The sequence below is a fragment of the Rhodococcus sp. RD6.2 genome (genome assembly GCF_001040705.1).
Lineage (GTDB): Bacteria > Actinomycetota > Actinomycetes > Mycobacteriales > Mycobacteriaceae > Rhodococcus_G.
This window is the reverse complement of sequence record NZ_CVQP01000007.1, coordinates 497396-521092: the sequence shown is the minus strand read 5'-3', so window position 1 is coordinate 521092 and position 23697 is coordinate 497396. Positions and strand designations below refer to the sequence as shown.

At 68.2% G+C, this 23697-nt stretch carries 24 protein-coding genes; 7 read left to right on the top strand and 17 right to left on the bottom strand.

Features of this window, described 5'->3' with window-relative positions; all coding sequences use genetic code 11:
• Positions 1-178: 178 nt before the first annotated feature.
• From RHCRD62_RS16005 to menD, 5 genes are all read right to left on the bottom strand, one after another.
• Positions 179-2515, bottom strand: coding sequence for an ATP-binding protein (locus RHCRD62_RS16005; RefSeq protein ID WP_050065679.1), 2337 nt, complete (start codon positions 2513-2515; stop codon positions 179-181).
• 50 nt (positions 2516-2565) lie between these two features.
• Positions 2566-3264, bottom strand: coding sequence for a demethylmenaquinone methyltransferase (locus RHCRD62_RS16000; RefSeq protein ID WP_050065678.1), 699 nt, complete (start codon positions 3262-3264; stop codon positions 2566-2568).
• A 25-nt stretch (positions 3265-3289) separates the two neighbouring features.
• Positions 3290-4447 (bottom strand): glycosyltransferase family 4 protein, encoded by a 1158-nt coding sequence (locus RHCRD62_RS15995; protein ID WP_050065869.1) that lies wholly within the window; start codon positions 4445-4447, stop codon positions 3290-3292.
• Between the two features lie 84 nt (positions 4448-4531).
• Positions 4532-4972 (bottom strand): DUF3592 domain-containing protein, encoded by a 441-nt coding sequence (locus RHCRD62_RS15990; protein ID WP_050065677.1) that lies wholly within the window; start codon positions 4970-4972, stop codon positions 4532-4534.
• Positions 4969-6594, bottom strand: a complete 1626-nt coding sequence (gene menD / locus RHCRD62_RS15985) for a 2-succinyl-5-enolpyruvyl-6-hydroxy-3-cyclohexene-1-carboxylic-acid synthase (RefSeq protein WP_050065676.1) — start codon at positions 6592-6594, stop codon at positions 4969-4971. The genes RHCRD62_RS15990 and menD overlap by 4 nt, the downstream gene beginning before the upstream one ends.
• 58 nt (positions 6595-6652) lie before the next feature.
• Between menD and RHCRD62_RS15980 the strand changes: the two genes are divergently transcribed.
• Entirely contained in the window at positions 6653-7246 is a 594-nt protein-coding gene (locus RHCRD62_RS15980) for a flavin reductase family protein (protein ID WP_050065868.1), read from the top strand.
• A gap of 61 nt (positions 7247-7307) precedes the next feature.
• Entirely contained in the window at positions 7308-8147 is an 840-nt protein-coding gene (locus tag RHCRD62_RS15975; RefSeq protein ID WP_050065675.1) for a siderophore-interacting protein, read from the top strand.
• Between the two features lie 72 nt (positions 8148-8219).
• Here the strand turns inward: RHCRD62_RS15975 and RHCRD62_RS15970 are convergent, their stop codons facing one another.
• The 3 genes from RHCRD62_RS15970 to RHCRD62_RS15960 form a co-directional block, all read right to left on the bottom strand.
• Positions 8220-8666, bottom strand: coding sequence for a DUF6918 family protein (locus RHCRD62_RS15970; protein ID WP_050065674.1), 447 nt, complete (start codon positions 8664-8666; stop codon positions 8220-8222).
• Positions 8667-8811: 145 nt separating this feature from the next.
• Positions 8812-9795, bottom strand: coding sequence for an o-succinylbenzoate synthase (locus RHCRD62_RS15965; protein WP_084734321.1), 984 nt, complete (start codon positions 9793-9795; stop codon positions 8812-8814).
• Positions 9792-10430 (bottom strand): PaaI family thioesterase, encoded by a 639-nt coding sequence (locus RHCRD62_RS15960; protein WP_050065673.1) that lies wholly within the window; start codon positions 10428-10430, stop codon positions 9792-9794. Before RHCRD62_RS15960 ends, RHCRD62_RS15965 begins: the two co-directional genes overlap by 4 nt.
• A 71-nt stretch (positions 10431-10501) precedes the next feature.
• On the opposite strand from RHCRD62_RS15960, the gene RHCRD62_RS15955 reads away from it, so the two are divergent.
• Positions 10502-11395 (top strand): 1,4-dihydroxy-2-naphthoyl-CoA synthase, encoded by an 894-nt coding sequence (locus RHCRD62_RS15955; RefSeq protein ID WP_050065866.1) that lies wholly within the window; start codon positions 10502-10504, stop codon positions 11393-11395.
• 31 nt (positions 11396-11426) lie between these two features.
• On the opposite strand, the gene RHCRD62_RS15950 is transcribed toward RHCRD62_RS15955, so the two are convergent.
• Complete coding sequence (locus RHCRD62_RS15950) at positions 11427-12659, bottom strand: RNA-guided endonuclease InsQ/TnpB family protein (protein ID WP_084734320.1); 1233 nt, start codon at positions 12657-12659, stop codon at positions 11427-11429.
• 373 nt (positions 12660-13032) lie between these two features.
• Here RHCRD62_RS15950 and RHCRD62_RS26740 point away from each other — a divergent pair, with 373 nt between their 5' ends.
• Entirely contained in the window at positions 13033-13227 is a 195-nt protein-coding gene (locus RHCRD62_RS26740; protein WP_084734299.1) for an RloB family protein, read from the top strand.
• 413 nt (positions 13228-13640) lie between these two features.
• On the opposite strand, the gene RHCRD62_RS15945 is transcribed toward RHCRD62_RS26740, so the two are convergent.
• The 8 genes from RHCRD62_RS15945 to RHCRD62_RS15910 form a co-directional block, all read right to left on the bottom strand.
• Complete coding sequence (locus tag RHCRD62_RS15945) at positions 13641-14768, bottom strand: alpha/beta hydrolase (protein WP_050065671.1); 1128 nt, start codon at positions 14766-14768, stop codon at positions 13641-13643.
• 163 nt (positions 14769-14931) lie between these two features.
• A complete protein-coding gene (locus RHCRD62_RS15940) occupies positions 14932-15993 on the bottom strand; it encodes a DUF1214 domain-containing protein (protein ID WP_050065670.1) in 1062 nt (353 codons plus the stop codon).
• Positions 15990-17162, bottom strand: coding sequence for a sulfotransferase family protein (locus RHCRD62_RS15935; RefSeq protein ID WP_050065669.1), 1173 nt, complete (start codon positions 17160-17162; stop codon positions 15990-15992). Before RHCRD62_RS15935 ends, RHCRD62_RS15940 begins: the two co-directional genes overlap by 4 nt.
• A 23-nt stretch (positions 17163-17185) precedes the next feature.
• Positions 17186-17968: an SDR family oxidoreductase gene (locus RHCRD62_RS15930; protein ID WP_050065865.1), complete on the bottom strand. Its 783-nt coding sequence runs from the start codon at positions 17966-17968 to the stop codon at positions 17186-17188.
• 26 nt (positions 17969-17994) lie between these two features.
• Entirely contained in the window at positions 17995-18354 is a 360-nt protein-coding gene (locus RHCRD62_RS15925; RefSeq protein WP_050065668.1) for a nuclear transport factor 2 family protein, read from the bottom strand.
• Between the two features lie 40 nt (positions 18355-18394).
• Complete coding sequence (gene cysN / locus RHCRD62_RS15920; RefSeq protein ID WP_050065667.1) at positions 18395-20296, bottom strand: sulfate adenylyltransferase subunit CysN; 1902 nt, start codon at positions 20294-20296, stop codon at positions 18395-18397.
• The gene (gene cysD / locus RHCRD62_RS15915) at positions 20296-21201 is read right to left on the bottom strand and encodes a sulfate adenylyltransferase subunit CysD (protein ID WP_367379650.1); all 906 of its coding nucleotides are present in this window, start codon (positions 21199-21201) and stop codon (positions 20296-20298) included. Before cysD ends, cysN begins: the two co-directional genes overlap by 1 nt.
• A gap of 11 nt (positions 21202-21212) precedes the next feature.
• Positions 21213-22004, bottom strand: a complete 792-nt coding sequence (locus RHCRD62_RS15910; RefSeq protein ID WP_367379647.1) for a 3'(2'),5'-bisphosphate nucleotidase CysQ — start codon at positions 22002-22004, stop codon at positions 21213-21215.
• A 111-nt stretch (positions 22005-22115) separates the two neighbouring features.
• Here RHCRD62_RS15910 and RHCRD62_RS15905 point away from each other — a divergent pair, with 111 nt between their 5' ends.
• The 3 genes from RHCRD62_RS15905 to RHCRD62_RS15895 all read left to right on the top strand — a co-directional run bounded on the left by RHCRD62_RS15905 (position 22116) and on the right by RHCRD62_RS15895 (position 23664).
• On the top strand, positions 22116-22742 hold the full coding sequence (locus RHCRD62_RS15905; protein WP_050065864.1) for a TetR/AcrR family transcriptional regulator: 627 nt from the start codon (positions 22116-22118) through the stop codon (positions 22740-22742).
• Positions 22743-22817: 75 nt separating this feature from the next.
• Positions 22818-23282: a hypothetical protein gene (locus RHCRD62_RS15900; protein ID WP_050065664.1), complete on the top strand. Its 465-nt coding sequence runs from the start codon at positions 22818-22820 to the stop codon at positions 23280-23282.
• Position 23283: 1 nt separating this feature from the next.
• Positions 23284-23664, top strand: coding sequence for a VOC family protein (locus RHCRD62_RS15895; protein ID WP_050065663.1), 381 nt, complete (start codon positions 23284-23286; stop codon positions 23662-23664).
• Positions 23665-23697 lie beyond the last annotated feature (33 nt).

The window sequence follows — 23697 nt, the reverse complement described above, 5'->3', positions numbered from 1 at the left end:
GATACCTCGGATTCACAACGGCACAGCGACGGTTCAACAGGTGGTTGAGACCTTCATCACAGTGCCGGGTGGAACCCGAATGCACGACGGCCGAACTACGGGGTTATGTACCTGTTTTCAGTAACGGGTACGTGACGGAAGAACAAATGAGAGGTCACGCTGTCACAACTGGTGAGGACTACTCATCATCATGAGCCTGAATAGCCAGGTGCGCCTGCTGCTCGACGACCCACGCTGCGATCTGGGCACGGGAGTTGAAGCCGAGTTTCGACAGGACGTGCTCGACGTGTCCCTGCGCGGTCCGCTGCGAGATGACCAGTTTCGCGGCGATGGCCTTGTTGGTCAGACCCTGCGACACCAGATCGGCGACCTGCTGCTCGCGCCGGGTGAGCGAGACCATGTCGGGTGTCTGCACGGCCTGGGCCTGCTGCTCCCCCAGCACGTAGGCGAACGTCTCCTCGGCAGAGAGGCCGCGGCCCTGCCGGAACGCCGCATCGAACACTGCGTCCGGGAGCGCGTCCCGAGTCCGCTTCTCCGCCTCCTCATGATGGACGAGAACGTTCGGGACCAGGACGGTGGGGCTGCCGACCGACTCCGCGCGGGACTGGACGGCTCCCATCAGCACCGCCGCCCGTCGGTACCGTCCGTCCGCGGCTGCGATCCACGCGAGCACCTCGGTGCACGAACTGCTGCCGAGGGGATCGTCGACGACACGGGCGAGTCGCAGCGCCTGCTCCAGCAGATCTGTCGCGCCGACCGGATCGTCGGACCAGCAGCTCAGTGCCAGCGCGAGCAGCGAGTACTCACGGAGCGCGGACTCGCCGTGTTCCTCGGTGATCTCGAGAATCTCCTCGTGGTAGGCGATCGCCCTGTCCTCGTCACCGCTCACGCCGGTGGCGACAGCGATCCCGACCAGTGCGGTCGTCAACCGGAAGAGATCCCCTGAGCGGCGGTACCGGGCGATGGCATACTCGAACTGCGGGATGGCCTCGACCAGACGGCCGGCGAACAGCGCGACCGACGCCGACGCGAGACACGAGATCAGGTCGGCGTCGGAATCGCCCAGAGCTGCTGCCAGCGCTCGGCCGCGAGCGGACAACGCCTCGGCGCGTCGCAGGTCGCCCTGGGTTCCCGCGAGCACGCAGTCGACGGAGATCGCCCGAATCCGGTTCCGTTCGGGACTGTCCAGTTCCACCTCGAGGAGCCGGTCCAGCCAGTGCCTGCCCTCGGTCGACATCCCGCGGCACAACCAGTACGGGTACAGGGCGACGCCCATCTGCAGACCGGCGTCCGCCTCCCCCGACTCGGCCACACAGAAGGTCAGTGCGTCCCGCAGGTTCGGCTGTTCCCGATCGAGTCGCCGGATCAGCTCGACCTGCCGCGGTCCGATCCAGTTCTCCTCGGCGGATTTCGCGAGGGAGGCGTACCAGTCGCGATGCCTACGTTGCTGTGCGGTGAACTCTCCCGCCTCGATCAGCTTGTCCCGGCCGTACTCGCGGAGCGTCTCGAGCATCCGATACCGCACTCCCTCCCCGGCGTCCTCCCGGATCAGGATCGACTTGTCGACCAGCGATGCGACTCCGTCGAGCAGTTCCAGTGACGGCACCTCGCCGCCGCAGACCCCTTCGGCCGCGTCCAGCTCGAAACCGCCCGCGAACACCGACAGCCTGCGCCAGAGCACCTGGTCGGCGGTGGTGCAGAGTTCGTGGCTCCAGTCGATGCTCATCCGCAGCGATTGTTGCCGGGTCGGGGCACCGCGACTGCCCTTGGTCAGCAACTCGTAACGGTCGGTGAGGCGGTCGAGTATCTGTTCGGCCGACATCGCCCGGAGACGGACCGCCGCCAGTTCGATCGGCAGCGGCAGCCCGTCGAGCCGCTGGCAGATCGCCGCGACCGCGCCCATGTTCTCTTCCGTAAGCTCGAATCCGGGTACCGCCGACCTGGCGCGCTCGACGAACAGCGACACGGCCTCGTATCGGGACAGGCCCTGGAGTTGCGTCTTCTCCGGGTCGGGGACGGTGAGCGACGGAACCCGGAGGACGGTCTCGGCGCCGATCGCGAGCGGTTCCCGGCTGGTCGCGAGGATCCTCAGGTCCGGGCACACCCGGAGCAGCGCCTCGGCGAGGCGGGCGACCGCGTCGATCAGGTGCTCACAGTTGTCGAGGACAAGGAGCGCGGTGCGGTTGGTCAGGTGGTCGGTGAGCATCGTCAGCGGCGGCAGCCCCGGCTGTTCGCGCAGTCCGATCGCGGCCGCGACCGTTGCCGCCACCAGGTCGGGGTCGTGCAGCTCTCCCAGTTCGACGAGCCAGACGCCATCGGTGAAGGCGCGCCGGGAGTCCTCGGCCACCCGCAGTGCGAGTCGGGTCTTCCCGACGCCACCGATCCCCGTCAAGGTGACCAGGCGCGACGTCGTCAACGCATGCCTGGCTTCGGTGAGTTCGCGACGCCGACCGACGAAACTGGTCAGCTCTTGCGGCAGATTCCCCCAGGTCACACGACCGGTGGACTCCTTCATGCTCGTGCCTTCCCTCGTCCCCTCGGAGCGCCCCGACTGCGCTCCCAGCGTTACCGGCGGGCTCGATGCAGTGCCACGATCCCACCGGTCAGGTTGCGCCACTGTACGTCTCGCCACCCCGCCGCCTCAATCGATAGGGCCAACTCCTCCTGCCGGGGCCAGGCCCGGATGGATTCGGCGAGGTAGACGTACGCGTCCGGATTGGAACTGACGGCCTGCGCGACCCGGGGCAGAGCCCGCATCAGGTACTCCATGTAGACGGTTCGGAAGGGCCCGAACGTCGGTGTGGAGAACTCGCTGACGACGAGCCTGCCGCCCGGTTTGGTGACACGGGCGATCTCACGAAGCCCCGCTTCGAAGTCGGAGACGTTGCGCAGCCCGAACGAGATGGTCGCGGCGTCGAAGACGCCGTCCGCGTACGGCAGCGACATCGCATCGCCCGCGACCATGGGAACCTGGCGCGACACGCCCGCCTTCAACATGCCCTTGGAGAAGTCGGTGGCGACGACCCAGGCGCCGGAGCGGCCGAGCTCGACGGTCGAGACGCCGGTACCCGCGGCCAGATCGAGGACCCGCTCGCCGGGCTTGAGGTCGAGCGCCTCGCGCGTCGCCTTTCGCCAGCCGCGGTCCTGCCCGAACGACAGGACCGTGTTCGTCAGGTCGTAGCGCTTCGCGACCCCGTCGAACATCGACGCGACCTCGTGCGGTTCCTTCTCGAGCGAGGCCCTGGTGCTGTTCTGTGCTGCCACACCGCAACCGTACAGGCGCGGTACCTCACGCCGTCCGGCGCGCCGGTACGGGCGACGCGCCGATCACCTGCTCGTAGTGTCCGACGAGTTCGGTGCACACGGCGGGCCAGGTCCGACCGAGGACGGATCGGCGGGCGGTGATCCCGAACCGGGCCCGAAGTAGCGGGTCCCGCAGTGCCACGACCGCGCTCGGGAGCTGGTCGGTGAAACTGTCGACGGGCAGTCGGTAGCCGTTGCGGCAGTGCTCGATCAGGTCGCGGGGCCCGCCCGCGTCGGGTCCGACGACGGGTACACCGCTGGCCAGCGCCTCCTGGACGGCCTGGCAGAACGTCTCGTGTTCCCCGGGATGAACGAAGACGTCGAGGCTGGCGTACGCGCGAGCGAGGTCGTCGCCGCCGAGTTGGCCGGTGAACACCGCGGACGGCAGGTCGCGGGCGAGGCGTTCGCGTTCGGGTCCGTCGCCGACGATCACCAGCTGGACGGCGGGGTCGGCAGCCAGCACGGCGAGCCGCTCGACGTGCTTCTCCGGGGCGAGCCTGCCGACGTATCCGACGATCATGCGCTTGCCGGTCGGATCCCAGCTCGCGCGCAGGGCCACGTCGCGTCGGCCGGGCGCGAACCGGGTGGTGTCGACTCCGCGCCCCCACCGGTGCACCCGCGGGACGCCGCGGGCGATCAGGTCGTCGGCTGCGGCGGTCGAGGGAGCGAGGGTGCGGGCGGCGCCGCGGTGCAGTCGCCGGGTCCAGCGCCAGGCGGCGCGACTGGTCGGCGCGAGGCCATAGCTGCGGGCGAATCCGGCGATGTCGGTCTGGTAGACCGCGACGGCAGGCACCGAGAGCCGGTGCGCGGCGGCCAATCCGCCCGCTCCGAGGACGAACGGGGACGCCAGGTGCACGACGTCGGGGTCGAAGTCGCGGAGCGCGCCCAGCATCGACAGTTGCGGAATCCCGACGGGAAGCGAACTGACGCGGGGCACCATGATCGCGGGCACCCGGTGCACGGGAACGCCGTCGTGGACGGTCGGGGCGGGTGGCCCCGACCGGGACCGCCCGCCGGGGACTCCCGGCGCCACGATCATCGTGGGGTGTCCGGCTCGGCGGAGATGCTCGACCACCCGGACGACGGAGTGGCTGACCCCGTTGACGTTCGGCAGGAACGATTCGGCGACGACGGCTACGCGCACGACTCCGAGTGTGCGCGCCACGCACGACGGGTCGGGGCGCGGCGGGTGACGGTGTCGCGAACACCGGGCGACGAGTGGGTTGCCCTATCCGGCGTCGGCGGCGTCCGGTACGGCGGCGGCAGTGCGGCGGCGCACGTACCACAGGGTCGGCGCCGCGAGCAGCCACGTCACGACGATGACGGACCCCGCGGGGACCAGAGCCACCCGCACGTCACGGCCCGATACCCGGACGAGGTCGGGGTCGGCGCGGGCGTACTCGACGTCGATGCGCTGGCCGACGGTGAGGTTGGTCGGGTACAGGACCCCGAGGCGCGGGTTGTGTGTGATGCCGTCGGGGGTGACGAAGCTGACCGCCGATCGCAGCGCTCCCGCGGACAGCACCTCCGCGGTCGCAACGCCCTTGTCGGAGTTGATGGTGTGGTCGTTGCGCCATGCTGCGAGCACGAGGAGCACGGCCAGGACGGAGACCGACACCGCGACGATCAGCACCCCCCTGGTGACGCGCCGCGCGGTCACCTCCCTCACAGCTGTGCCCGGACGGCGGCGTGCAGCTCACGCAGACCCGACCGCTCTGTGGTGACCTCAAGGACACGGATGCCGCGACCGAAGGGATGTGCCAGTTCGGTGGCGAGTTGATCGGGCGTGACGTGGTGGTGTTCGACGCGGTACGCGGCGCACAGCGCCGACAGGTCCATGCCGTGCGGGGTCCCGAAGATCCGTTCGAAGACGCCCGCGTACTGCGGGTCGCCCTGTTCGAGGAGTTCGAAGATGCCGCCACCGTCGTCGTTGGCGACCACGATCGTGAGGTCCTTCGGTCGCGGTTCGCCGGACCCGATCAGCAGCCCGGAGGCGTCGTGGAGGAAGGTCAGGTCACCCATCAGCGCGATGGTCCGGCCGCCCCCGGACGCATCGGCGGCGAGGGCTGCGCCGACGGCGGTCGAGACCGTTCCGTCGATCCCCGCGACGCCGCGGTTCGACAGCACCCGCACCCCCGGCCGCGGATGGCCGACGAGGGCCGCGTCGCGGACGGGGTTGGACGCACCGAGCAGGAGCTGGTCACCGTCTGCCAGCGCGTCGGTCACGACGGCGGCGACGTGCAGTCCGGTCGGGGTCGCGTGCGCGGAGAGCTGCTGCCGCACGGCCTTGTCCGCGTGTTCGGTCAGGTGCCTGCAGCGTTCGAGCCACGCCTGACTGGGCGCGCCGCGCACGACAGCGCGGGTTCCGGTGGCGAGGACGTTCCCGGAGACGTCGGGCCAGCGGGGTCCGGTCGTCAGCGCGTACACGGACACCCGGGGGTCGGCGAGCAGCGCCGACACCGGGCGGTGCAGCGTCGGCCTGCCGGTGATGATCGCCTGCCGCGGATTGAGCTGTGGCAGTGCGAGCGGATGAAGGGCGACCCCGTGCAGCGGCGCCGTCGGCTCGGCAACGGTCGGGAGTCCGGCCAGTTCGGGGCGATGCGCGGCGCCGTGCCCGGAGATGACGACGGTGTCCGGAGTGAGATCGATCTCGAGCGGCACGTCCAGGGTCGCGTGTTCGGTGGTCGTCCACGCGGAGCCGTCGGGCCTGCCCTCCGGAATCGGCCCCTGCGGGTGGGCGTCGGGGACGAGGGGTTCGCGCAGGGGGATGTCGAAGTGCACGGGTCCGGCATTGCCGGAACGGGTACCACGAGCGGCGGCGAGCACCCGGCACACCGCGGAGCGCCATTGACTGTTCTGGTCGAGGCGGTCCTCGGCGAGCCCGAGGCTGATGGTCGCGCGGACCTGGGTTCCGAACAGACCGAGTTGCTCGATGGTCTGGTTGGCGCCGGTGCCGAGCATCTCGTAGGGCCTATTCGCGGACAGCACCACCAGGGGCACGCGCGCGTAGTTGGCTTCGAGCACGGCGGGTCCGAGGTTGGCGACAGCGGTGCCCGAGGTCATGACGACCGGCACCGGGCGTCCCGCCGACACCGCGAGCCCGACGGCGAGGAATCCGGCGGTGCGCTCGTCGATCCGCAGGTGCAGACGGATCCGTCCCGCGGCGTCGGCGGCCTGCAGCGCGAACGCGAGCGGGGCATTGCGCGACCCCGGGCACAGCACCACGTCCCGCACCCCACCTCGAATCAGTTCGTCGACGACTGCGGCGGCCTGCGCGGTGGACGGATTCACGATGTCCAGGGTGTCAGACGTTTCGGCGGGGGTGCCGGTCGGCTGGCACCATGTGCCGATGCGCACCGTCTTCCCAGCCGGCGAGGTTTCGACGAACCGGATGTACGCACTGCTCACCGCGTCGGTGGTGCCACGGCCCATCGCGTGGGTGTCGACGTGCGCGGTGGACGGCACCGCGAATCTGGCGCCGTACAGCTTCTTCACGGTCGCATCGGTGTCGCCGGCGATCGTGCAGTTCACGTCGGTGACCCGCAAGGACAGTCTCCGCAACATCGAGGCGACCGGGGAGTTCGTGGTGAACCTGGCGTCGGCGCCGCTGATCGACCGGGTGAACGCGACGTCGGCGCTGTTCCCGTCCGATGTCGACGAGTTCGCGGCGGTCGGACTGACTGCGGAACCGAGTTCGCAGGTCGTGCCGCCGCGGGTCGCCGAGTCGCCCGTCGCGATCGAGTGCGGGCTGCATCGGGTGATCGAGGTCGGGAACAGTTTCGTCGTGATGGGCGAGGTGCGGGCTATCGCGGTGCGTCCCGAGTGTCTGGCGGAGGACGGGTTGCCGGAGTTCGCGGCGATCGCGCCGCTGAGCCGACTCGGGCGGACCGAGTGGGGTCTGCCGCCGCGGGTTCGGGTGCTGGAGCGTCCGGGACAGCCGTGACACCACCACCCAAGTGAAGTTAGCCTTACCTCAATAAACGGCAACTTCCGAGGACGGATACATGGCCAAGCGCCCCAAGTACGTCAGACCCGAACACCGCGAGTTCCTCCGCGCGACGGTGGCGGGCAGCAAGCAGATCAGTCCGCACTTCGTGCGGGTGACGGTCGCGGGCGAGGATCTGAGCTCACTGACCCCGCTGGGCAGCGATCACTGGTTCCGCCTGTTCATTCCCACCCCCGACCAGAACGAGCTCCGCCTGCCGACGGCGACGGGAAATCTGCTCTGGTACGCGCAGTACCTGGCGATGAGCAAGGCGTACCGGCCGATCGTGCGCAACTACACGATCCGCGCGTTCCGGCCGGCGGAGAAGGCGCTGTTCGGAAACACCCCGGAGATCGACATCGACTTCGTGTGCCACGGGTCGGGCGACGAGGCGGGCCCGGCGTCGCACTGGGCGCAGTCGGTGTCGGTCGGCGACCAGTTGGCGCTGCTCGACGAGGGACTCATCCACAACCCACTGCCCGAGGCGAGACGGTGGCTGCTGGTCGGCGACGAGAGTGCACTCCCGGCGATCGCGGGCATCCTGGAGTCGGCAGCCCCGGACATCACCGGCGAGGTGTTCCTGGAGATTCCGTCGGTCGACGACGAGCAGGAGCTCGAGGTTCCCGACGGGATGGCACTGACCTGGCTGCCGCGGTCGGATCCGCATGCACGGCCGGGTGAGCTGGCACTGGCGGCGGTCCAGGCGGCCGAGTTGGCGCAGCTGCCGGACTACGTGTTCGTGGCGGGCGAGCAGGCCCTGGCGGCTGGGGTGCGACGGCACCTGGTCAACGATCGTGGCGTCCCGAAGGCGGATGTCGCGTTCACCGGTTTCTGGCGTCACGGCCGCGCGGCAGGCTGAGGGCGCCTGCGGCGCTCGTGCGCGGTGCGGGTGTCCATGGACCCCCACACCGCGCACGAGCAGCAGAGCTGCCTAGTTGGCGTGCTTCTCGACGAGCGTGCCGAGGCGCGGCAGCGCCTCGAGGACGTTCTTCTTCGCCGACGGACGCAGCGACGAGTAGACCTTCTTGACCGCGGCCTTGCTGGTGCCCTCGATCTTCTCGTCGGTGACGCCGAGCAGCGCGTCCGCGACCTCGTCGCCGCGCGCGACCAGGAAGTCACCGAAGCCGGCGCCGCCCACGGTCCGGTAGTCCTGCCAGAACGGCTCGAGACGAGTGACGAAGCTCGGCAGCAAGCCCTCGACGGCGTCGGGAACGATGCCCGGTCCGACCTTCTTCACGGCACCGTAGCCGCCCTTGAGCGCGAGACCCGATGCGCCCGACTTGTCCGAAACCTCGGCGTCGATGAGCTCCTGGACGTCCGCGACGACGGCGGGCAGCCGCGCCGGGTCGAGCAGGGTTTCGTTCAGTGCTGCAACCACTTTCAATGCCTCCGAGTTTTGCGTGAATGTCGAGCGCGACCTTATACGACCGCCCGACACCATCATCAACTCCAGTCACCACCATCACAGCAGCCACGTTGGTCACTCGGTGCACCATTCCCTGACCAGCAATTTCACAGCGCATTCACAGCAGAGCATGACATCGGGCAATCCGGTCGAGCCACCAGGCGGTCCGCTCCGGCGACGCCGCGAGCGCGGCGAGTCGGTCGGCGTCTGGCGTCACCGCAGCGACCGCGAGTTCCCCGTTCGACATCGCACGCGCCGCTGCGACGTCCGCGTCGAAAAACCCTCCGGTTCCCAGCCCGCATGCCAGGTCTAGGTCCGGGAGGGCCGCCGCCGCGGACAGCCCCGCTGCGATCCCGACAGCGGTGTCCAGCGCGCTCGACACGACCACCTTCGCCCCGTGGCCGGCGAGCTCCTCGGCGAGCCGAACCAGCGCCCGCATGCCGCCGAGCGGCGCGACCTTGACGACCGCGACATCGGCGGCTCCCGCCCGCACGACGCGCAGCGGGTCGTCGGCGCGGCGGATGCTCTCGTCGGCGGCGATGGGCACTGCGACGCCCCGTTCCGCGAGTCGGCGACGCAACTCGACGAGCTCCTCGACGGTCGCGCAGGGCTGCTCCGCGTACTGCAGTGCGCCGTCCGCCGTCAGGGCTGCCAACGCCTGCACGGCGTCGTCGACCGTCCAACCGCCGTTGGCATCGACACGCACGTGGTCGACGTGCTCGCGGACGGCAACGACGCGGGCGACGTCGTCGGCGAGGGTCTGCCCCTTCTCCGCGACCTTCACCTTGGCGGTGCGGGCGCCGGGGAACCGGGCGAGGATCTCGGGCACCTGCGCAGCCGCGACGGCCGGGACTGTGGCGTTGACGGGGATCGACATCCGCCGAGGGGTGGGCGGACCCTCCCAGGCGCTCTCGATCGCCGAACGCAGCCAGGCCGCGGACTCGACGTCGTCGTACTCGGGGAACGGCGCGAACTCGCCCCACCCCGCGGGACCGCGCAGCAGCAGAGCCTCACGAACCGTGATGCCGCGGAACCGAACCCGCATGGGCAGGGCGACCACGGTCGCGGCGGCGCGCAGGTCGTCAAGGGACGGCACGGTCAGGGTTGCCCGGGGAGCAGCACGACCATCAGCGCCTCGGCATCGGCGAGGAGGGTCCCATCGGCATCGGTGAGGCGCGCCGAGACGAAGGTCTTGCGGCCGTCGACGCTGTCGACCTTCCCCTCGACGAAGAGTTCCGTCTCGATGGGGGTGATCTTGCGGTAGTTCACGTGCAGGTAGGCGGTCCGGCTGATCGGCCTGCCCGCGGCGTGGGTGACCATGCCGAACAGGTCGTCGAAGAGCAGGGGAAGCACGCCGCCGTGCGCCGCGCCGTTGCCACCCATGTGGTACCGGCGGAACACGCCGCTGGCGCGGACGCCGTCCGCGCCGAACCGCTGGGCCTCCCACGGCAGCATCAGCAGGCTGCCGCGTCCCGGCAGGGCGATCGACCGCCCGGACGGCGACCGACCTTCGGGCACCCGATACTGCCCCAGCAGCGCAGCGAGGGCCTCGGCCTGTTCGGCCGCCTGCTCGATGACGTCCTGCGGCGGCGCGGTGGACACGGCCAGGTCCTGGACGACGCGCAGCGCCTCGACGAGTCGACCGTAGTGCGGGCCACCGTTGTCGGGGTCGGCCCGGTACACCGGGAATCCACCGTGCTTCTCGTAGTCGCCGTCCCGCTCGGTCTGCTCGCTCATGTCCTGCACGGTAATCCCCGGCCGCATCACCGTGCGCAAGGTCCGTGCGCGTCGGCCTATCCTTGGCGTTCGTGACCTTCAATCCCCAGCTGTGGCGCCCCGTCCCCGGGTTCGAGAACCTGACCGACATCACCTACCACCGGCATGTCACCGAGGGTGTCGTCCGGGTGGCGTTCGACCGGCCCGAAGTGCGCAACGCGTTCCGCCCGCACACCGTCGACGAGCTGTACCAGGCTCTCGATCACGCCCGCATGACGTCGGACGTGGGCTGCGTGCTCCTCACCGGCAACGGTCCCAGCCCGAAGGACGGCGGCTGGGCGTTCTGCTCGGGCGGCGATCAGCGGATCCGCGGCCGCAGCGGCTACCAGTATGCGGACGGGGAGACGGCCGACACCGTCGACAAGGCCCGCGCCGGGCGCCTGCACATCCTCGAGGTCCAGCGGCTGATCCGCTTCATGCCGAAGGTCGTCATCGCCCTCGTCAACGGCTGGGCCGCTGGTGGCGGGCACAGCCTGCACGTCACCTGCGACCTCACGCTGGCGTCCCGCGAGCACGCCCGCTTCAAGCAGACCGACGCCGACGTCGGCAGCTTCGACGGCGGCTACGGCAGCGCCTACCTCGCAAAGATGGTCGGCCAGAAGTTCGCCCGCGAGATCTTCTTCCTGGGCGACACCTACACCGCCGAGGACATGCACCACATGGGCGCCGTGAACCGGGTCGTCGACCACGCCGAACTCGAGAACGTCGCCATCGAGTGGGCCACCAAGATCAACGCCAAGTCCCCGCAGGCGCAGCGGATGCTCAAGTACGCCTTCAACCTGCAGGACGACGGCCTGGTCGGCCAGCAGCTGTTCGCGGGCGAGGCGACGCGGATGGCCTACATGACAGACGAGGCCGTCGAGGGCCGGGACGCGTTCCTCGAGAAGCGCGACCCCGACTGGTCGCCGTACCCCTGGTACTTTTGACCTCCTCTCTGCTCTGATCGAGCAGAGATTCCTACGCCGATGCGCGTGCATCGGCCAGGTGGGTTCCCAATTCGCTGGGGTCCGCGAGCGCAAGCACTCGTCTGACGACCCCTCCGTGGGCGTTTAGGCTCTCCGCAAGCCCTGCGGCGAGCATGATGTTGACTGCTGCGTTGTAGTCACGGTCGAGAACCGCTCCGCATTCGCATTTCCAGATACGAATGCGGAGCGGCTTCGGCCCGTCCACGCGTCCACACTGTGAACACATCTGGGTACTCGGGAACCACCGATCGATGACGACGACCTCGCGACCCGACTCCCGAGCCTTGGATCGCAACAGCCCCAGCAGGATCCCCCATCCCGCATCAGCGATCGATTTCGCGAATCGTGTTTTGCCGAGCGCCACAACGTCCAAGTTCTCGACGGCGATGACTTGGTTTTCGTCAACCAACCGGCGGGCAACGTTGTGCAACTGGTCTTTACGAGAACGCGCGACTCTTGCATGCAAGCGCGCCACGCCGATGCGCGCCTTGTCCCGGTTCCGTCCTCCTTTCTCCTTTCTGGACAGGCGACGCTGCGCCTTGGCGAGTTTGTGTTCGACCGAGCGTAGATTCCGCTGGTTCGGCACGCGGTAGCGTTCGCCAGAACTACCTGCGACGATCGCAAGGTGCGCAAGTCCCAGGTCGACGCCCGCCACCGACTCGACGGCCGCTGGGCAGGCGGCCTCCACCTCGACGACGAAGCTCACTCGGTACTCCCCCGAAGGCTCGCAGATGACTTTCACCGTGGACGGGCAGGAGGGGAGCGGACGCGAGAGCCTGAACTTCACTTCACCGATCTTGGCAAGACGGACAAACCCCCATCTTGAGCAGCCGTCCGCCCGAACCGTGAACGCTCTCGTCGTGAACGTCGCTACCTGGCGTCCCGATTTTCTTTTCATCCGAGGCGGATTGACTCGAGGCCCCCTCCGCGTGCCCGCGATCGACATGAAGAAGGCTCGATATCCCGACTGTGCATCTCGAGCAGCCTCCTGTAGCGGCACCGAACTGACCTCGGCCAGCCATTGGCGTTCCGGGGTGCGTTTCGCCTGCGCAGTGACGATCGACTTGACCTCGTTGAGATCGGGGATGACGCCACGCTTCTCATAGGAGTCACGGCAGTAGGCCACGAAGTCGTTGTAGACGACGCGGGCACAGCCGAAGGTCTTGGCGAGCATTGCCCGCTGGTCCGCGTCTGGATATGCCCGGTAGCTGAATCGCTTCTTCATCTCACCCCGCCTCGCGTGACTGCCGACGAGTGTGACAGCGACCACCGACAGGTTTCCGTCGGCCACCACCCGCTCTGGTTGCCCTCGGCGATTAGGATCGCGACTCTCGACGGGGGGAACCATGGCTGTGATCGACCCGGAATTGATCAGCGCTGCCCGTGGCTCGGTCAACTTCGGCGCCCTGGTGGAAATCGAACCGCTGCTGGCAATCTAGGGTGCCGGCGCAGCGGCATCCGCTTCGATGGCTCGAAGCAGAGCGATCGCATCAAAGCGCTCGAACGGGCGGGGGTACTCACCCAGTCCGCTGCCGACGCGCCGCACGACATCTACATGATGGGCGACGAGGCCACCACAGCCACCTGTTCAAAGTCCGATCCGCGCTGCGGTCGAGGTTTGGATCGTCGTCGACCGCGATGACCACGCCTACTTGGAGGATGCACTCCGCACGGCCCTGCGAGAGGGCATCCGCGTCGCCTTTAGCAACCCCTGCTTCGAAGTGTGGCCGATCCTGCACCTGTCAGACCACCGTGCCGCGATCACCAGCCCCCAGCACGCAAAGCGAATGTGAAATGACTTGCGGGACACGGTCTCCCTCGACCGCGAGTGCACAATGCTGAGGGGAGGCCTCACTACCGCGCTCGCGCGAGCAACCTTACTCACGCCGGAACGCTCCCCTGGATCATCTGCGGGCGTCGGCAATCCCGGAACCACTGTCGGTGATCTGGTGACCGCAATCCTCACCGCCGCGGGCACCACCCCTGCCGACGCGGGACTCTAGTGAACTCCCATCGAAATGCACCCGTCGACCCCCTATCAGCCCTGGTTACTGCGGCTGTGTCTGCGCCACCGACCACCCTCGACGCGTGAGCAACGCCGTCGGACTCCGCCGCCGCGTCGACAAACTCTGGAGTTGGTGCGACGTCCTGTGACGCCGGGGTCTCGGCGATCGACCGATGTTACTGCGCAAGTCGGACGGGACGCTCAGCTCGTGAGTCCCAACGCCCGCTCCAGCGTCGGCCACGCCTTGGGCAGCTGGTCCTTCCAGTACGCCCAGGCGTGCACTCCACGCGCCTCGTAGTCGACGGTTGCGGGAATGCCGAGATCGTCCAGTTTCTGGTCGAGGCGCTTGGTGCAGCGGTTCGCGACGGCCTCGATGGCGCCGCCGACCACGATCCGTTCGAGATCGGTACCCGGCCCCTCGTACCGGCCGGCGAGGCCGGTGGCCACCGACATGTAGATCGGCTTGCCGCGCAACGCTTCCGCGTGACGGACGGAGTCGTGTGCTTCCCAGCCCGCTCCGCCCGGCGAACCCCACACGTTCCGGATGTCGCCTCCCCGCGAGGAAACCGTGAACTGTGTGCTCAGCCGGCCCGCGTCGTCGGTCGTCGAGTAGCAGCCGCTGAACACCGCGATCCCCCGGTACAGGTCGGGGCGCCGGTGGGCGAGCATCATCGCCCCCTGCGCACCCATCGAGTTGCCCGCGATCGCGTTGACGCCGTTGGTCTTCAGCCGTGCGTCGATGAGCGGAGGCAGTTCCTCCGTGATGAAGGTTTCCCATTTGTGTACGCCGAGGTTCTTGTCGGGGCTGTCCCAGTCGGTGTAGAGACTGGCGACGCCGCCGTTGGTCATCACCACGTTGACGTTCTTGTCGGCGAAGAACTTCGGGGCGTGGGTCATGTACATCCAGGCGGACTGGTCCTCACCGCCGCCGACCCCTTCGAGCATGTACAGCGTCGGCCGCGGCGCGCTCGTGTCGGCGGGGAGCAGCACGTCGACGCCCACCACCCGGCGCAGTGACGGCGACGCCACCAGAAAACGCTTGACCTGCGGGGAGGTGACGGTCTCACCGACGATCTCCGGCACGACGATGTCGTCACGCAGCGGGGGCAGCGGCCCCGGATCGTCCTGCCAGACTTCGGGCACCGTCGATCCTGACGTGACACTGCCGGCATCCATGCTGCCGAAATCCATGCTGCCGAAATCCGAACTGCCCGAGCTCGCACTGCCGCTCGACGCCGGTTCCGCCGCGGCGTGGCCCGGCCCGGCGAACACCGCGACCGCGGCGAGCGATGCCGCCGCCCATGACGTCCGACGTCCCACCCTGCGCATCAAAGTGCCCTCCCAGATCCCGATGTCGTCGTCGGCAGAAGGTTGGCGAGCGCGGCACGCGACCCCCGTGCACGTAAGCTGCCACACCGACAGGCGCACGCTACCGGCCGCCGGAACCTACGCCGGGCGTACGGTCACAGTGCCCCCGGTTACGTGGCGAGCGTCACAGTGTGACGACCTTGGAAGTCGGGATCGGGTGCGAGTCGGCCTTGATCCAGCGCATCGCCCAGGTGCCCTCGGCGTGGCCGTCGGTGTTGATCCAGTTGCCGAAACCGGGGTCCTTCGCCGACACCACGATGGTCAGCGTCCCGTCGTCGTTCAGCTTCGCGGTGTGGTTGTTGATGTAGATGTTCGTCCGGTGGTAGTCGAGGGACTCCACCCAGAAGTTCTGCAGCACGAAGTTGTAGTACTCGCAGTTCGGGACCTCGGTCTCGATGACCCAAGTCTCGTCCTCGGCGAGCTTCCAGTACCCGTGGAAGTAGAAGATCGTCGGATCGCCACCGGCCTTCTGGAACTGCTCCTGCCCGCGGTCGAAGATCTCGTTGGGCTGCGGCATGAAGTCGCGCGACCACTCGAGGAACGTGGCGGCCGAGCCCTTCAGCATGCCGATCGCCCGGTCCAGTCGCCAGCCCAGCTCGTCCTCGATCAGCGGAACGAATTCGCCGTCGGGGTCGAGGCATTCGATGGACAGCTCGCCGGGTACCTCGGCGCGCCGGTCCGCGTAGGTCTGCCGCACGGAGATGAGGTTGCTGTCCGGTGCGAGCGGCAGCCACGCCCCCTCGGCGGGCTCGTCCACGCTCGCGATGAACTCGAAGCGTCCGTTCTCGTCGACCTCGAGGTCGTGGATGTGCAGGTCACCGGTCTGCAGCATGGTGCCGTCGATGTGGTAGCGGTTGACACGGGAACCGAAGGTGATCAGCGGGATCGTGCCCCGGGTTCCGGTGATCCGGTACGTGTACTTCCCAGAGATGTTGGCGCGCATGTAGATGTTGTCCGGATTGTCGGCGCCGAGCTTGGTCATCATGTTGGGGTTCGGCGCGGACGTGAACTGCGGCCACCGCGGGTCGGTGTACTCGACGCAGTTGATCGTCGCGTAACGCAGCAGGCGCGACAGGTAGCGCACGCCCTCGGCCTGCGTCAGGGGATCCTGCGGCACGATCGGGTCCGACAGGATGTTCCCGACCTCGAGCAGGTCGGTGCAGAACTTTTCCCAGGTGGCGTTCATCGTGAATTCCTATCCGGTGAGAGGGGTCGGGCGGTGGCGAACGTGGCGTCGACCTCGGCGGCGGTGATTCCGAAGTCTTCGAGCGAGTACGTGTGTGACGGGCGGCGGTGGTCGGCGAGGCTGGCCTCGTGGGCATCGGCGATCGCGCGACGCGCCTCGTCGGAGAGCGGCAGGGAGAACTGGGTGTAGACCTTCTCGGCCGTCCCGATCGGGTCGGCCACGAAGTCCCGGTAGTCGATGTCGATGAACTGCTCGGGGTTGTGGCGGGCCCGGGCCTCCTGGAAGTTCGCGTTCCCGCGCGCCCACAGATCCAGCTGGGTCCGTCCGATGGTCTTGCGGTCGAAGGCCTGCGACATGTCGTGCCCGCCCTGCTCGGCGAGGCTGAAGGTCGACGCCATCGAGGTGTGCGGGTCACGGAAGGTGCGAACGAACAGCGCATCCGGGAAGACCTTCACGATGTCGTCGATCGCGAAGACGTGGCTCGGGCTCTTCAGAACCCAGCGGCGATCACGATCGTTCATACCGATCAGCTGCAGGTTCTTCTTGTACCGGGCATAGGTGTCGGTCCAGTCCTGCTTCGCCAGCCATGCCGTGTACGACGGCACGTACGCCACGGTGTCGAACGCGGTCGAGAGCATCGTCTGCTGGAGCAGTCGCCAACACTCCTCGACCTCCTCGGCACCCATGAAGTGCACCTTCATCAGGTCCGCCTCGTTCGCCTGACGCGCCCGGTAGAAGGCGTCGACGCGGAGGAAATCGGGGTTCTCGGACCACGTCTCACGGGCGGGACGGGGCTGCGGCGCCTCGGCCAGCCACATCTCGACACCCTGGTTGGCCGGGTCGGCGCTGAGGAGGCGATGCAGCGCGGTGGTGCCCGTACGGGTCAGTCCGCACATGAAGATCGGCCGCTCGATCTCGACGTCGACATGCTCGGGGTGCCGCGCGAACGCCGCCTCGCTGATCAGCCGGCCTCTGAGCGCGGACAGGATCATCTTGCGCGCGATCACCTTTCCGTTCGGGGTGAGGTCGGCTTCCCGCGCGAACGAGTCGAGCAGCACCGTCAGGCCTTCCAGGTACTCGTCGCTGCCGAAATCGTCGCGACCGGTCTCCCTGCGCGCCTGCGCGTGCAGGTCCTCGATGGAGCCGATGCCGTCGCAATCCTGCGTCATTCGTATGTCCTTGTGAGGGTGGTTCAGTGGTGGGCGTGGCCGCAGTTGACGTCCAGGCACTGCCCGGTGATCGCGCGGGCGAGGTCGGAGGCCAGGAAGATCACCGCGTTCGCGATGTCGTCGGGTTCCGGCAACCGGCGCAGGTCAGTGCCTGCCGCGATCTCGGCGTAGACCTCGGCGGGGTCGACACCGCGCTGCTCTGCCTGCTTCTGGACCATGGCCTTGACCCGGTGCGCCCAGATGTAGCCGGGAGCAACGGAGTTCACTCGGACACCCATCGGGCCCAGCTCCACCGAGAGACTGCGGGCGAGGGCGAGCAGTCCGGCCTTCATCACCCGGTAGGCACCGAAGTTCGGCAACTGGTTGCGCAGCACCATCGAGTTGATCACCACGACCGACCCCTCGGACTTCTCCAGGGCGGGAGCGAGTTTGCGGGTCAGGTTGAGCGAGGCCAGCAGGTTGATGTCCAGGCCCTGCCGGACCGATTCGAACTCGGCGTCGAGAAGCCGCTCGTGTGGCGGCTGCACGAATGCGTTGTGCACCACCGTGTCGACCGCTCCGAACTCGGCCAGCGCCGCATCGGCGAGATTCGTCACCGACGCGTCGTCGGTGAGGTCCGTCGGCACGGACACCGCGATACCGCCGAGTTCCCGGATCTCGTTGGCGACCTCCGTCAGCCGGGACTCCGTCCGCGCGGCCAGGACGACCCGGGCACCGGCGAGGGCGCTGCGCACGGCGACCGAGCGTCCCAACCCCTCACCGACACCGGAGACGATCACGACCTTGCCGTCGAGCAGCGCCGGCATCACCGGCGCTGCTCGCAGGCCCGCGCTCACACCTGAGCCTTGGGGTCCAGGACGACGCTGAGCGAGACGATCTTGCCGTCCTCGCCGAACTCGAACAGATCGGTGGACAGGAAGTCGGGCGTGCCCTCGCGCTGCACGCGGAGCTGCATCGCCGCGAACCGGCCGGTGACGGTGATCGGCGAGTACCGGCTCACCGTGAACGCCACCTTCGCGTTTCCGGTGCCGAAGGCCCGGATCTCGTCGATGCCACGGAAGGTTTGCACGCCCAGCGGCTCGTGCTGGACCGCGTCCGCCGCAAACAACGACATCAGCTGATCGACGTCGTGATCACCGAGATACTTGACGTACGAATCGATCACCGAACAGATTTCGTCTCGGGTGGGCACAGGGAACGCTCCTCGGGTGTAGTTGGTGGAACGGGTCGGGTCAGGCGATGACGCCGCGGCTGCGGAGCTTCTCGACAATCTGAACGGCGGCCTCCGCGGGAGTCGTCACGGTCGTGTCGACCCGCAGCTCGGGGTTCTCCGGCGACTCGTACGGGGAGTCGATGCCGGTGAAGTTCGTTAGGTCGCCACGCCGCGCCTTCTTGTAGAGCCCCTTCGGATCCCGCGACTCGGCGACGTCGATCGGAGTGTCGACGAACACCTCGCAGAACCGGTCCTCGCCGATCAGCTCGCGGGCCGCGTCACGCTCGGCCCGGAACGGAGAGATGAACGACGCCAGCACGATCAGGCCGGCATCGGCCATCAGCCGGGCGACCTCGGTGACCCGCCGGATGTTCTCCACCCGGTCGGCCTCGGTGAAGCCGAGGTCTCGGTTCAGACCGTGGCGGACGTTGTCGCCGTCGAGGAGATAGGTGTGGCAGCCGCTCGCGTGCAGTTGCCGCTCGAGCTCGTTCGCGATGGTCGACTTGCCGGACCCGGACAGACCCGTGAACCACAGCACCTGCGGCCGGTGACCGTTCAGGACCGCCCGGGACTCGGCGCTGACGTCCACGGCCTGCCAGTGGATGTTGTCCGACCGGCGCAGCGAGTGCGCGATCATGCCCGCACCGACGGTGGTGTTGGTCAGCCGGTCGATCAGGATGAACCCGCCGGTGTCGCGGTTGTCGACGTAGGCGTCGAACGGGACCGGCCGATCGAAGCTGATGTTGCACACGCCGATCTCGTTGAGGGCGAGAGTGTTCGTCGCCGTCTGCTCGAGCGTGTTGACATTGATCTTGTACTTGGGCTTGGTGATCCGCGCCTGCACCGTCATCGTCCCGATCTGGCAGACGTACGGGCGTTCGGGGAGCATGTCGTGCTCGCCCATCCACACCAGCTGCGCCTCGAACTGGTCGGCAACCCCCGGTAGGGCGTCCGCGACTGCGAGAACGTCACCGCGGCTGATGTCGATCTCGTCGGCGAGGGTGATCGTGACCGACTGACCCGCAACGCCCTCGTCGAGGTCGCCGTCCATCGTGACGATCCGCAGGGCGGTGGACTCCTTCCCGCTGGGCAGCACCCGGATCCGGTCGCCCGGGCGCACCGATCCGCCGACGATCTGCCCGGAGAAGCCCCGGAAGTCGAGATCCGGGCGGTTCACCCACTGCACCGGCATCCGGAACGGACCGGTGCGGAGGTCGTCGTCGATGTCAACGGTCTCGAGGTGCTCGATCAGCGACGGACCCTGGTACCAGGGCGTGTTCGGGCTGCGCTCGGTGAGGTTGTCACCCATGTACGCGGACATCGGGATCGGGACGACACTCGCCAACCCGATCTCCGCGGCGAACGCCGTGTACTCGCCGACGATCTGCTCGAAGACCTCCTGTGAGTAGTCGACGAGGTCGAGCTTGTTCACCGCGAGCACGACGTTCCGGATGCCGAGCAGCGAGACCAGGTAGGAATGCCGGCGGGTCTGGGTGAGCACGCCCTTGCGGGCGTCGATCAGGATCACCGCGAGATCCGCGGTCGACGCACCGGTGACCATGTTGCGGGTGTACTGCTCGTGGCCCGGGGTGTCGGCGACGACGAACTTGCGCCGCTCGGTGGTGAAGTAGCGGTAGGCGACGTCGATGGTGATGCCCTGCTCCCGCTCGGCGGCGAGACCGTCCACGAGCAGCGCGAAGTCGAGGCCCTCGCCCTGGGTGCCGACCTTCTTCGAGTCGCTCTCGAGCGCGCTCAGCTGGTCCTCGAAGACCAGCTTCGACTCGTAGAGCAATCGGCCGATCAGCGTGGACTTGCCGTCGTCGACGCTGCCGCAGGTGATGAACCGCAGCATGGACTTGGTCGCGTGCTGGGCGAGGTACTGCTCGATGTCGTCGGCGATGAGGTTGGACGAGTGGGCCATCAGAAGTACCCTTCCTGCTTCTTCTTCTCCATCGAGGCGCTGCTGTCGTGGTCGATGACGCGGCCCTGACGCTCGGACGTGGTGGTGAGCAACATTTCCTGGATGACCTCGGTCAGGGTCGCGGCCGTGGACTCGACCGCACCCGTGAGCGGGTAGCAGCCGAGGGTCCGGAAGCGGACACTCCGCATTTCGGAGATCTCGCCGGGCCGCAACGGCATCCGGTCGTCGTCGACCATGATCAGGGTGCCGTCCCGCTCGACCACCGGCCGCTGCGCAGCGAAGTACAGCGGCACGATCGGGATGTTCTCCTGCCGGATGTACTCCCACACGTCCAGCTCGGTCCAGTTCGACAGCGGGAAGACGCGCAGCGTCTCCCCCGGCGAGCGCCGGACGTTGTACATGTGCCACAGTTCGGGACGCTGCCGCTTGGGGTCCCAGCGGTGCTCCGCCGAGCGGACCGAGAAGACGCGCTCCTTCGCGCGGGACTTCTCCTCGTCCCGGCGGGCGCCACCGAACGCGGTGTCGAACCTGTGCAGGTCGAGGGCCTGCTTGAGGCCCTCGGTCTTCCACATGTCGGTGTGCGTCGACGAACCGTGCGTGAACGGGTTGATCCCCTTCTCCACACACTCGGGGTTCTGATACACCAGCAGATCGAAATCCCCTGCCGCAGCGGACTCGTCGCGGAGCTTGTACATCTCCCGGAACTTCCACGTCGTGTCGACGTGCAGCAGCGGGAACGGCAGCCGGGACGGGTAGAACGCCTTGCGGGCCAGGTGCAGCATCACTGCGCTGTCCTTGCCCACCGAGTAGAGCATCACGGGGTTTTCGCTCCCCGCGACGGCCTCCCTCATGATGTGAATGCTCTCGGCTTCGAGTCGCTCGAGGTGGGTCAGGGTCTTGCTGATTGTGGGACTGCTCATCGCGCAAGCGCCTCCAGTGCGGTGCCGGCCAGTTCCGGGCGGCAGATCAGTAGGTCGGGCAGCCAGGGGTTCTCCTGGTTGTAGACGGGTTCGGACCCGTCGATACGTGAAACATGAAGTCCGGCAGCGCGGGCCACGGCGACGGGGGCCGCCGAGTCCCACTCGTACTGGCCGCCGGTGTGGGCGTAGACCTCGACCTCACCGCGGACGACGGCCATCGCCTTCGCACCGGCGGAACCCATCTCGACCAGTTCCGCCCCGAGGGCGGCGGCCATGGCCATGACGGGCTCGGGCCTGCGGGTCCGGCTCACCACGACCCGGGGCGCGGCAGGCGCCGGTCCGGCGGGGGTCGGTGCGTCCGCCGTCGAGTAGGTGACGCCGAGTGCCGGCATCGCCACCGCTCCGGCCGTCAGGCGACCACGCTCGACGAGCGCGACGTGCACGGCCCAGTCGATGCGGCCGAACTCGCCGAACTCCCTGGTCCCGTCGAGTGGATCGACGATCCACACCCGGTCGGCGGTCAGGCGCGACGGATCGTCCGCCCCTTCCTCCGACAGCACCGCGTCGGCCGGAAACCGTCGCGCCAACTCGGCGACGAGGAACTCGTGGGAGATGCGGTCGCCGATGCGGCGGACCTCACCCAGGTCGAGACGCGCGAGGTGCGCGTCCGCACGGAAATCCAGTAGCAGTTCCCCTGCGGCGGTGGCCATGTCGGCTGCAGCACGGGCATCTTCGGAATTGTGAACGGCCGGTGGGTGCGGCGCGGAGGCCGCGGCGTCTGTGGTCACGATTGTGACCGTAGCAACAGAATGAACAATGTTCAATCTTAGATTGAACATTGTTCATTCAGAGGCGAGGCGAGCCGCCGAGCCGCCGAGCCGCACAGATACGGTGGCGTGGTGAGCGAATCGAACGGCAAGTCCATCTACGGCGATGCGGACGCGCGGCGCCGCCGCACCCTGGACGCGGCGGCCGCCCTCCTGGACGAAGGCGGCTACGGCGCACTCACGATCCGATCGGTCGCACAGCGATCCGGAACCAGCACCGGCCTGATCTACCAGTACTTCGCAGACAAGCAGGAGATCTTCATCGCGCTGCTCAACGAGAGCCAGATCGAATCCGCCGCCTTCGTGGCCACCCTGCCCCGTGACAGCGGCGTCGCCGCATTGATCGCGGCGACCATCCCGAACTCGGTGCGACAGTGGGCGCGCGTGGGGCGGATGACCGCAACCTGGCGCGACATCGAGGGTGCCGCTCGGTCCGAACGCGAGTCCGTTCGCGAACTGCGCGTGACTGCGGAGCAGTACAACGAGGAACTACACCGGGCAATTCTCGAGGCCGCGGAGGCGGAGGGGCGAACGCTCTTCGACGATCCCGCGCTCATCCGCTTCGTCCTCTCCGGACTCATGGGCGTGTCCGACACGATCGTCAACAATTGGGCGGCACCACTCGATCCGTCCGAGCTCATCGCCTTCTCCGCGGCCGCCATCACCCGCGGCATCACCGCTCCGCCCGCAGCCGACTGAGTCCCCTACGGGCGGCCGACACATGTCGGAACCGACAGCACGACACCGCGCACGCGACTCGGGCACACTGACAACATGAGCGATGTCGCCGCGCACGACCCTCGCGAGCACCCGGCACCGGAGCACACGCGCCCCGACGGGACCACGGACGCCGAGGTCGCGGCCGTCGGCAAACTGTCGGAGGCGTTGGAGACCGTCGAGCGGGCCCGCGGTCACCTCTTCGGGTTCCACCAGCTGATCGGCCACGCGGACCGGCAACTCGGCGAAGCGGTCGACGCGCTGCGCGACGCCGGCCATCGGGACCTGGCCGCGGCGGTCGAAGCGGATCTACTGGGCCGCAACGTGCTGCCGGGTCGGTGGACGTTCCAGGTCGTCGAGGAGTTCGACGACGATTACTGGGAGCCGTTCCGGACGTGGGACCGGGCGGTCCGCGACGCGGTACTCGGCGGCAGGCGTCACGTGTACGAGTCCGAGATGAAGGAGGCGCGCCGCACCCACGGCCGCCCCGGCCACGAGTCCCGCCCGACGGAGGAGAGCTGACGTGGAAATCTTGAGCAGTCGAATCATCCTGCGCCCCAAGGACTACCAGGCGTCCCTCGCCTTCTGGCGGGACGCCCTCGGGCTCGCGGTTGCACGCGAGTACCCGGGCGGCACCGTCTTCTTCGCCGGCCAGAACCTGATCGAGATCGCCGCACACGGCGGCTCGGACGTCGAGTCGACCTTCGAGGGCGCGATCTGGTTGCAGGTCCGGGACCTCGACGACGCCAGTGCCGAACTCCAGTCGGAGGGGGTCCGCATCGATCGCGAACCGCGAGTCGAGCCGTGGGGTCTGCGCGAGATGTGGATCGCCGACCCCGACGGCGTGCAGATCGTCCTGGTTCAGGTGCCCGCGGACCATCCGCTGCGCCGCGACACCCGCTGACCACCCGGTCACCCCACGCCGCGCGCCCCTCCC

Coding starts and splice junctions, on each gene's coding strand:
- RHCRD62_RS15960 (WP_050065673.1), bottom strand. CDS start 10,430: ATGAGCGAGCAGACCGAGCGGGACGGCGACTACGAGAAGCACGGTGGA.
- RHCRD62_RS15945 (WP_050065671.1), bottom strand. CDS start 14,768: ATGCGCAGGGTGGGACGTCGGACGTCATGGGCGGCGGCATCGCTCGCC.
- RHCRD62_RS15980 (WP_050065868.1), top strand. CDS start 6,653: ATGCGCACCGTCTTCCCAGCCGGCGAGGTTTCGACGAACCGGATGTAC.
- RHCRD62_RS15975 (WP_050065675.1), top strand. CDS start 7,308: ATGGCCAAGCGCCCCAAGTACGTCAGACCCGAACACCGCGAGTTCCTC.
- RHCRD62_RS15935 (WP_050065669.1), bottom strand. CDS start 17,162: ATGACGCAGGATTGCGACGGCATCGGCTCCATCGAGGACCTGCACGCG.
- RHCRD62_RS15930 (WP_050065865.1), bottom strand. CDS start 17,968: ATGCCGGCGCTGCTCGACGGCAAGGTCGTGATCGTCTCCGGTGTCGGT.
- RHCRD62_RS16005 (WP_050065679.1), bottom strand. CDS start 2,515: ATGAAGGAGTCCACCGGTCGTGTGACCTGGGGGAATCTGCCGCAAGAG.
- RHCRD62_RS15940 (WP_050065670.1), bottom strand. CDS start 15,993: ATGAACGCCACCTGGGAAAAGTTCTGCACCGACCTGCTCGAGGTCGGG.
- cysN (WP_050065667.1), bottom strand. CDS start 20,296: ATGGCCCACTCGTCCAACCTCATCGCCGACGACATCGAGCAGTACCTC.
- RHCRD62_RS15950 (WP_084734320.1), bottom strand. CDS start 12,659: ATGAAGAAGCGATTCAGCTACCGGGCATATCCAGACGCGGACCAGCGG.
- RHCRD62_RS15900 (WP_050065664.1), top strand. CDS start 22,818: ATGAGCGATGTCGCCGCGCACGACCCTCGCGAGCACCCGGCACCGGAG.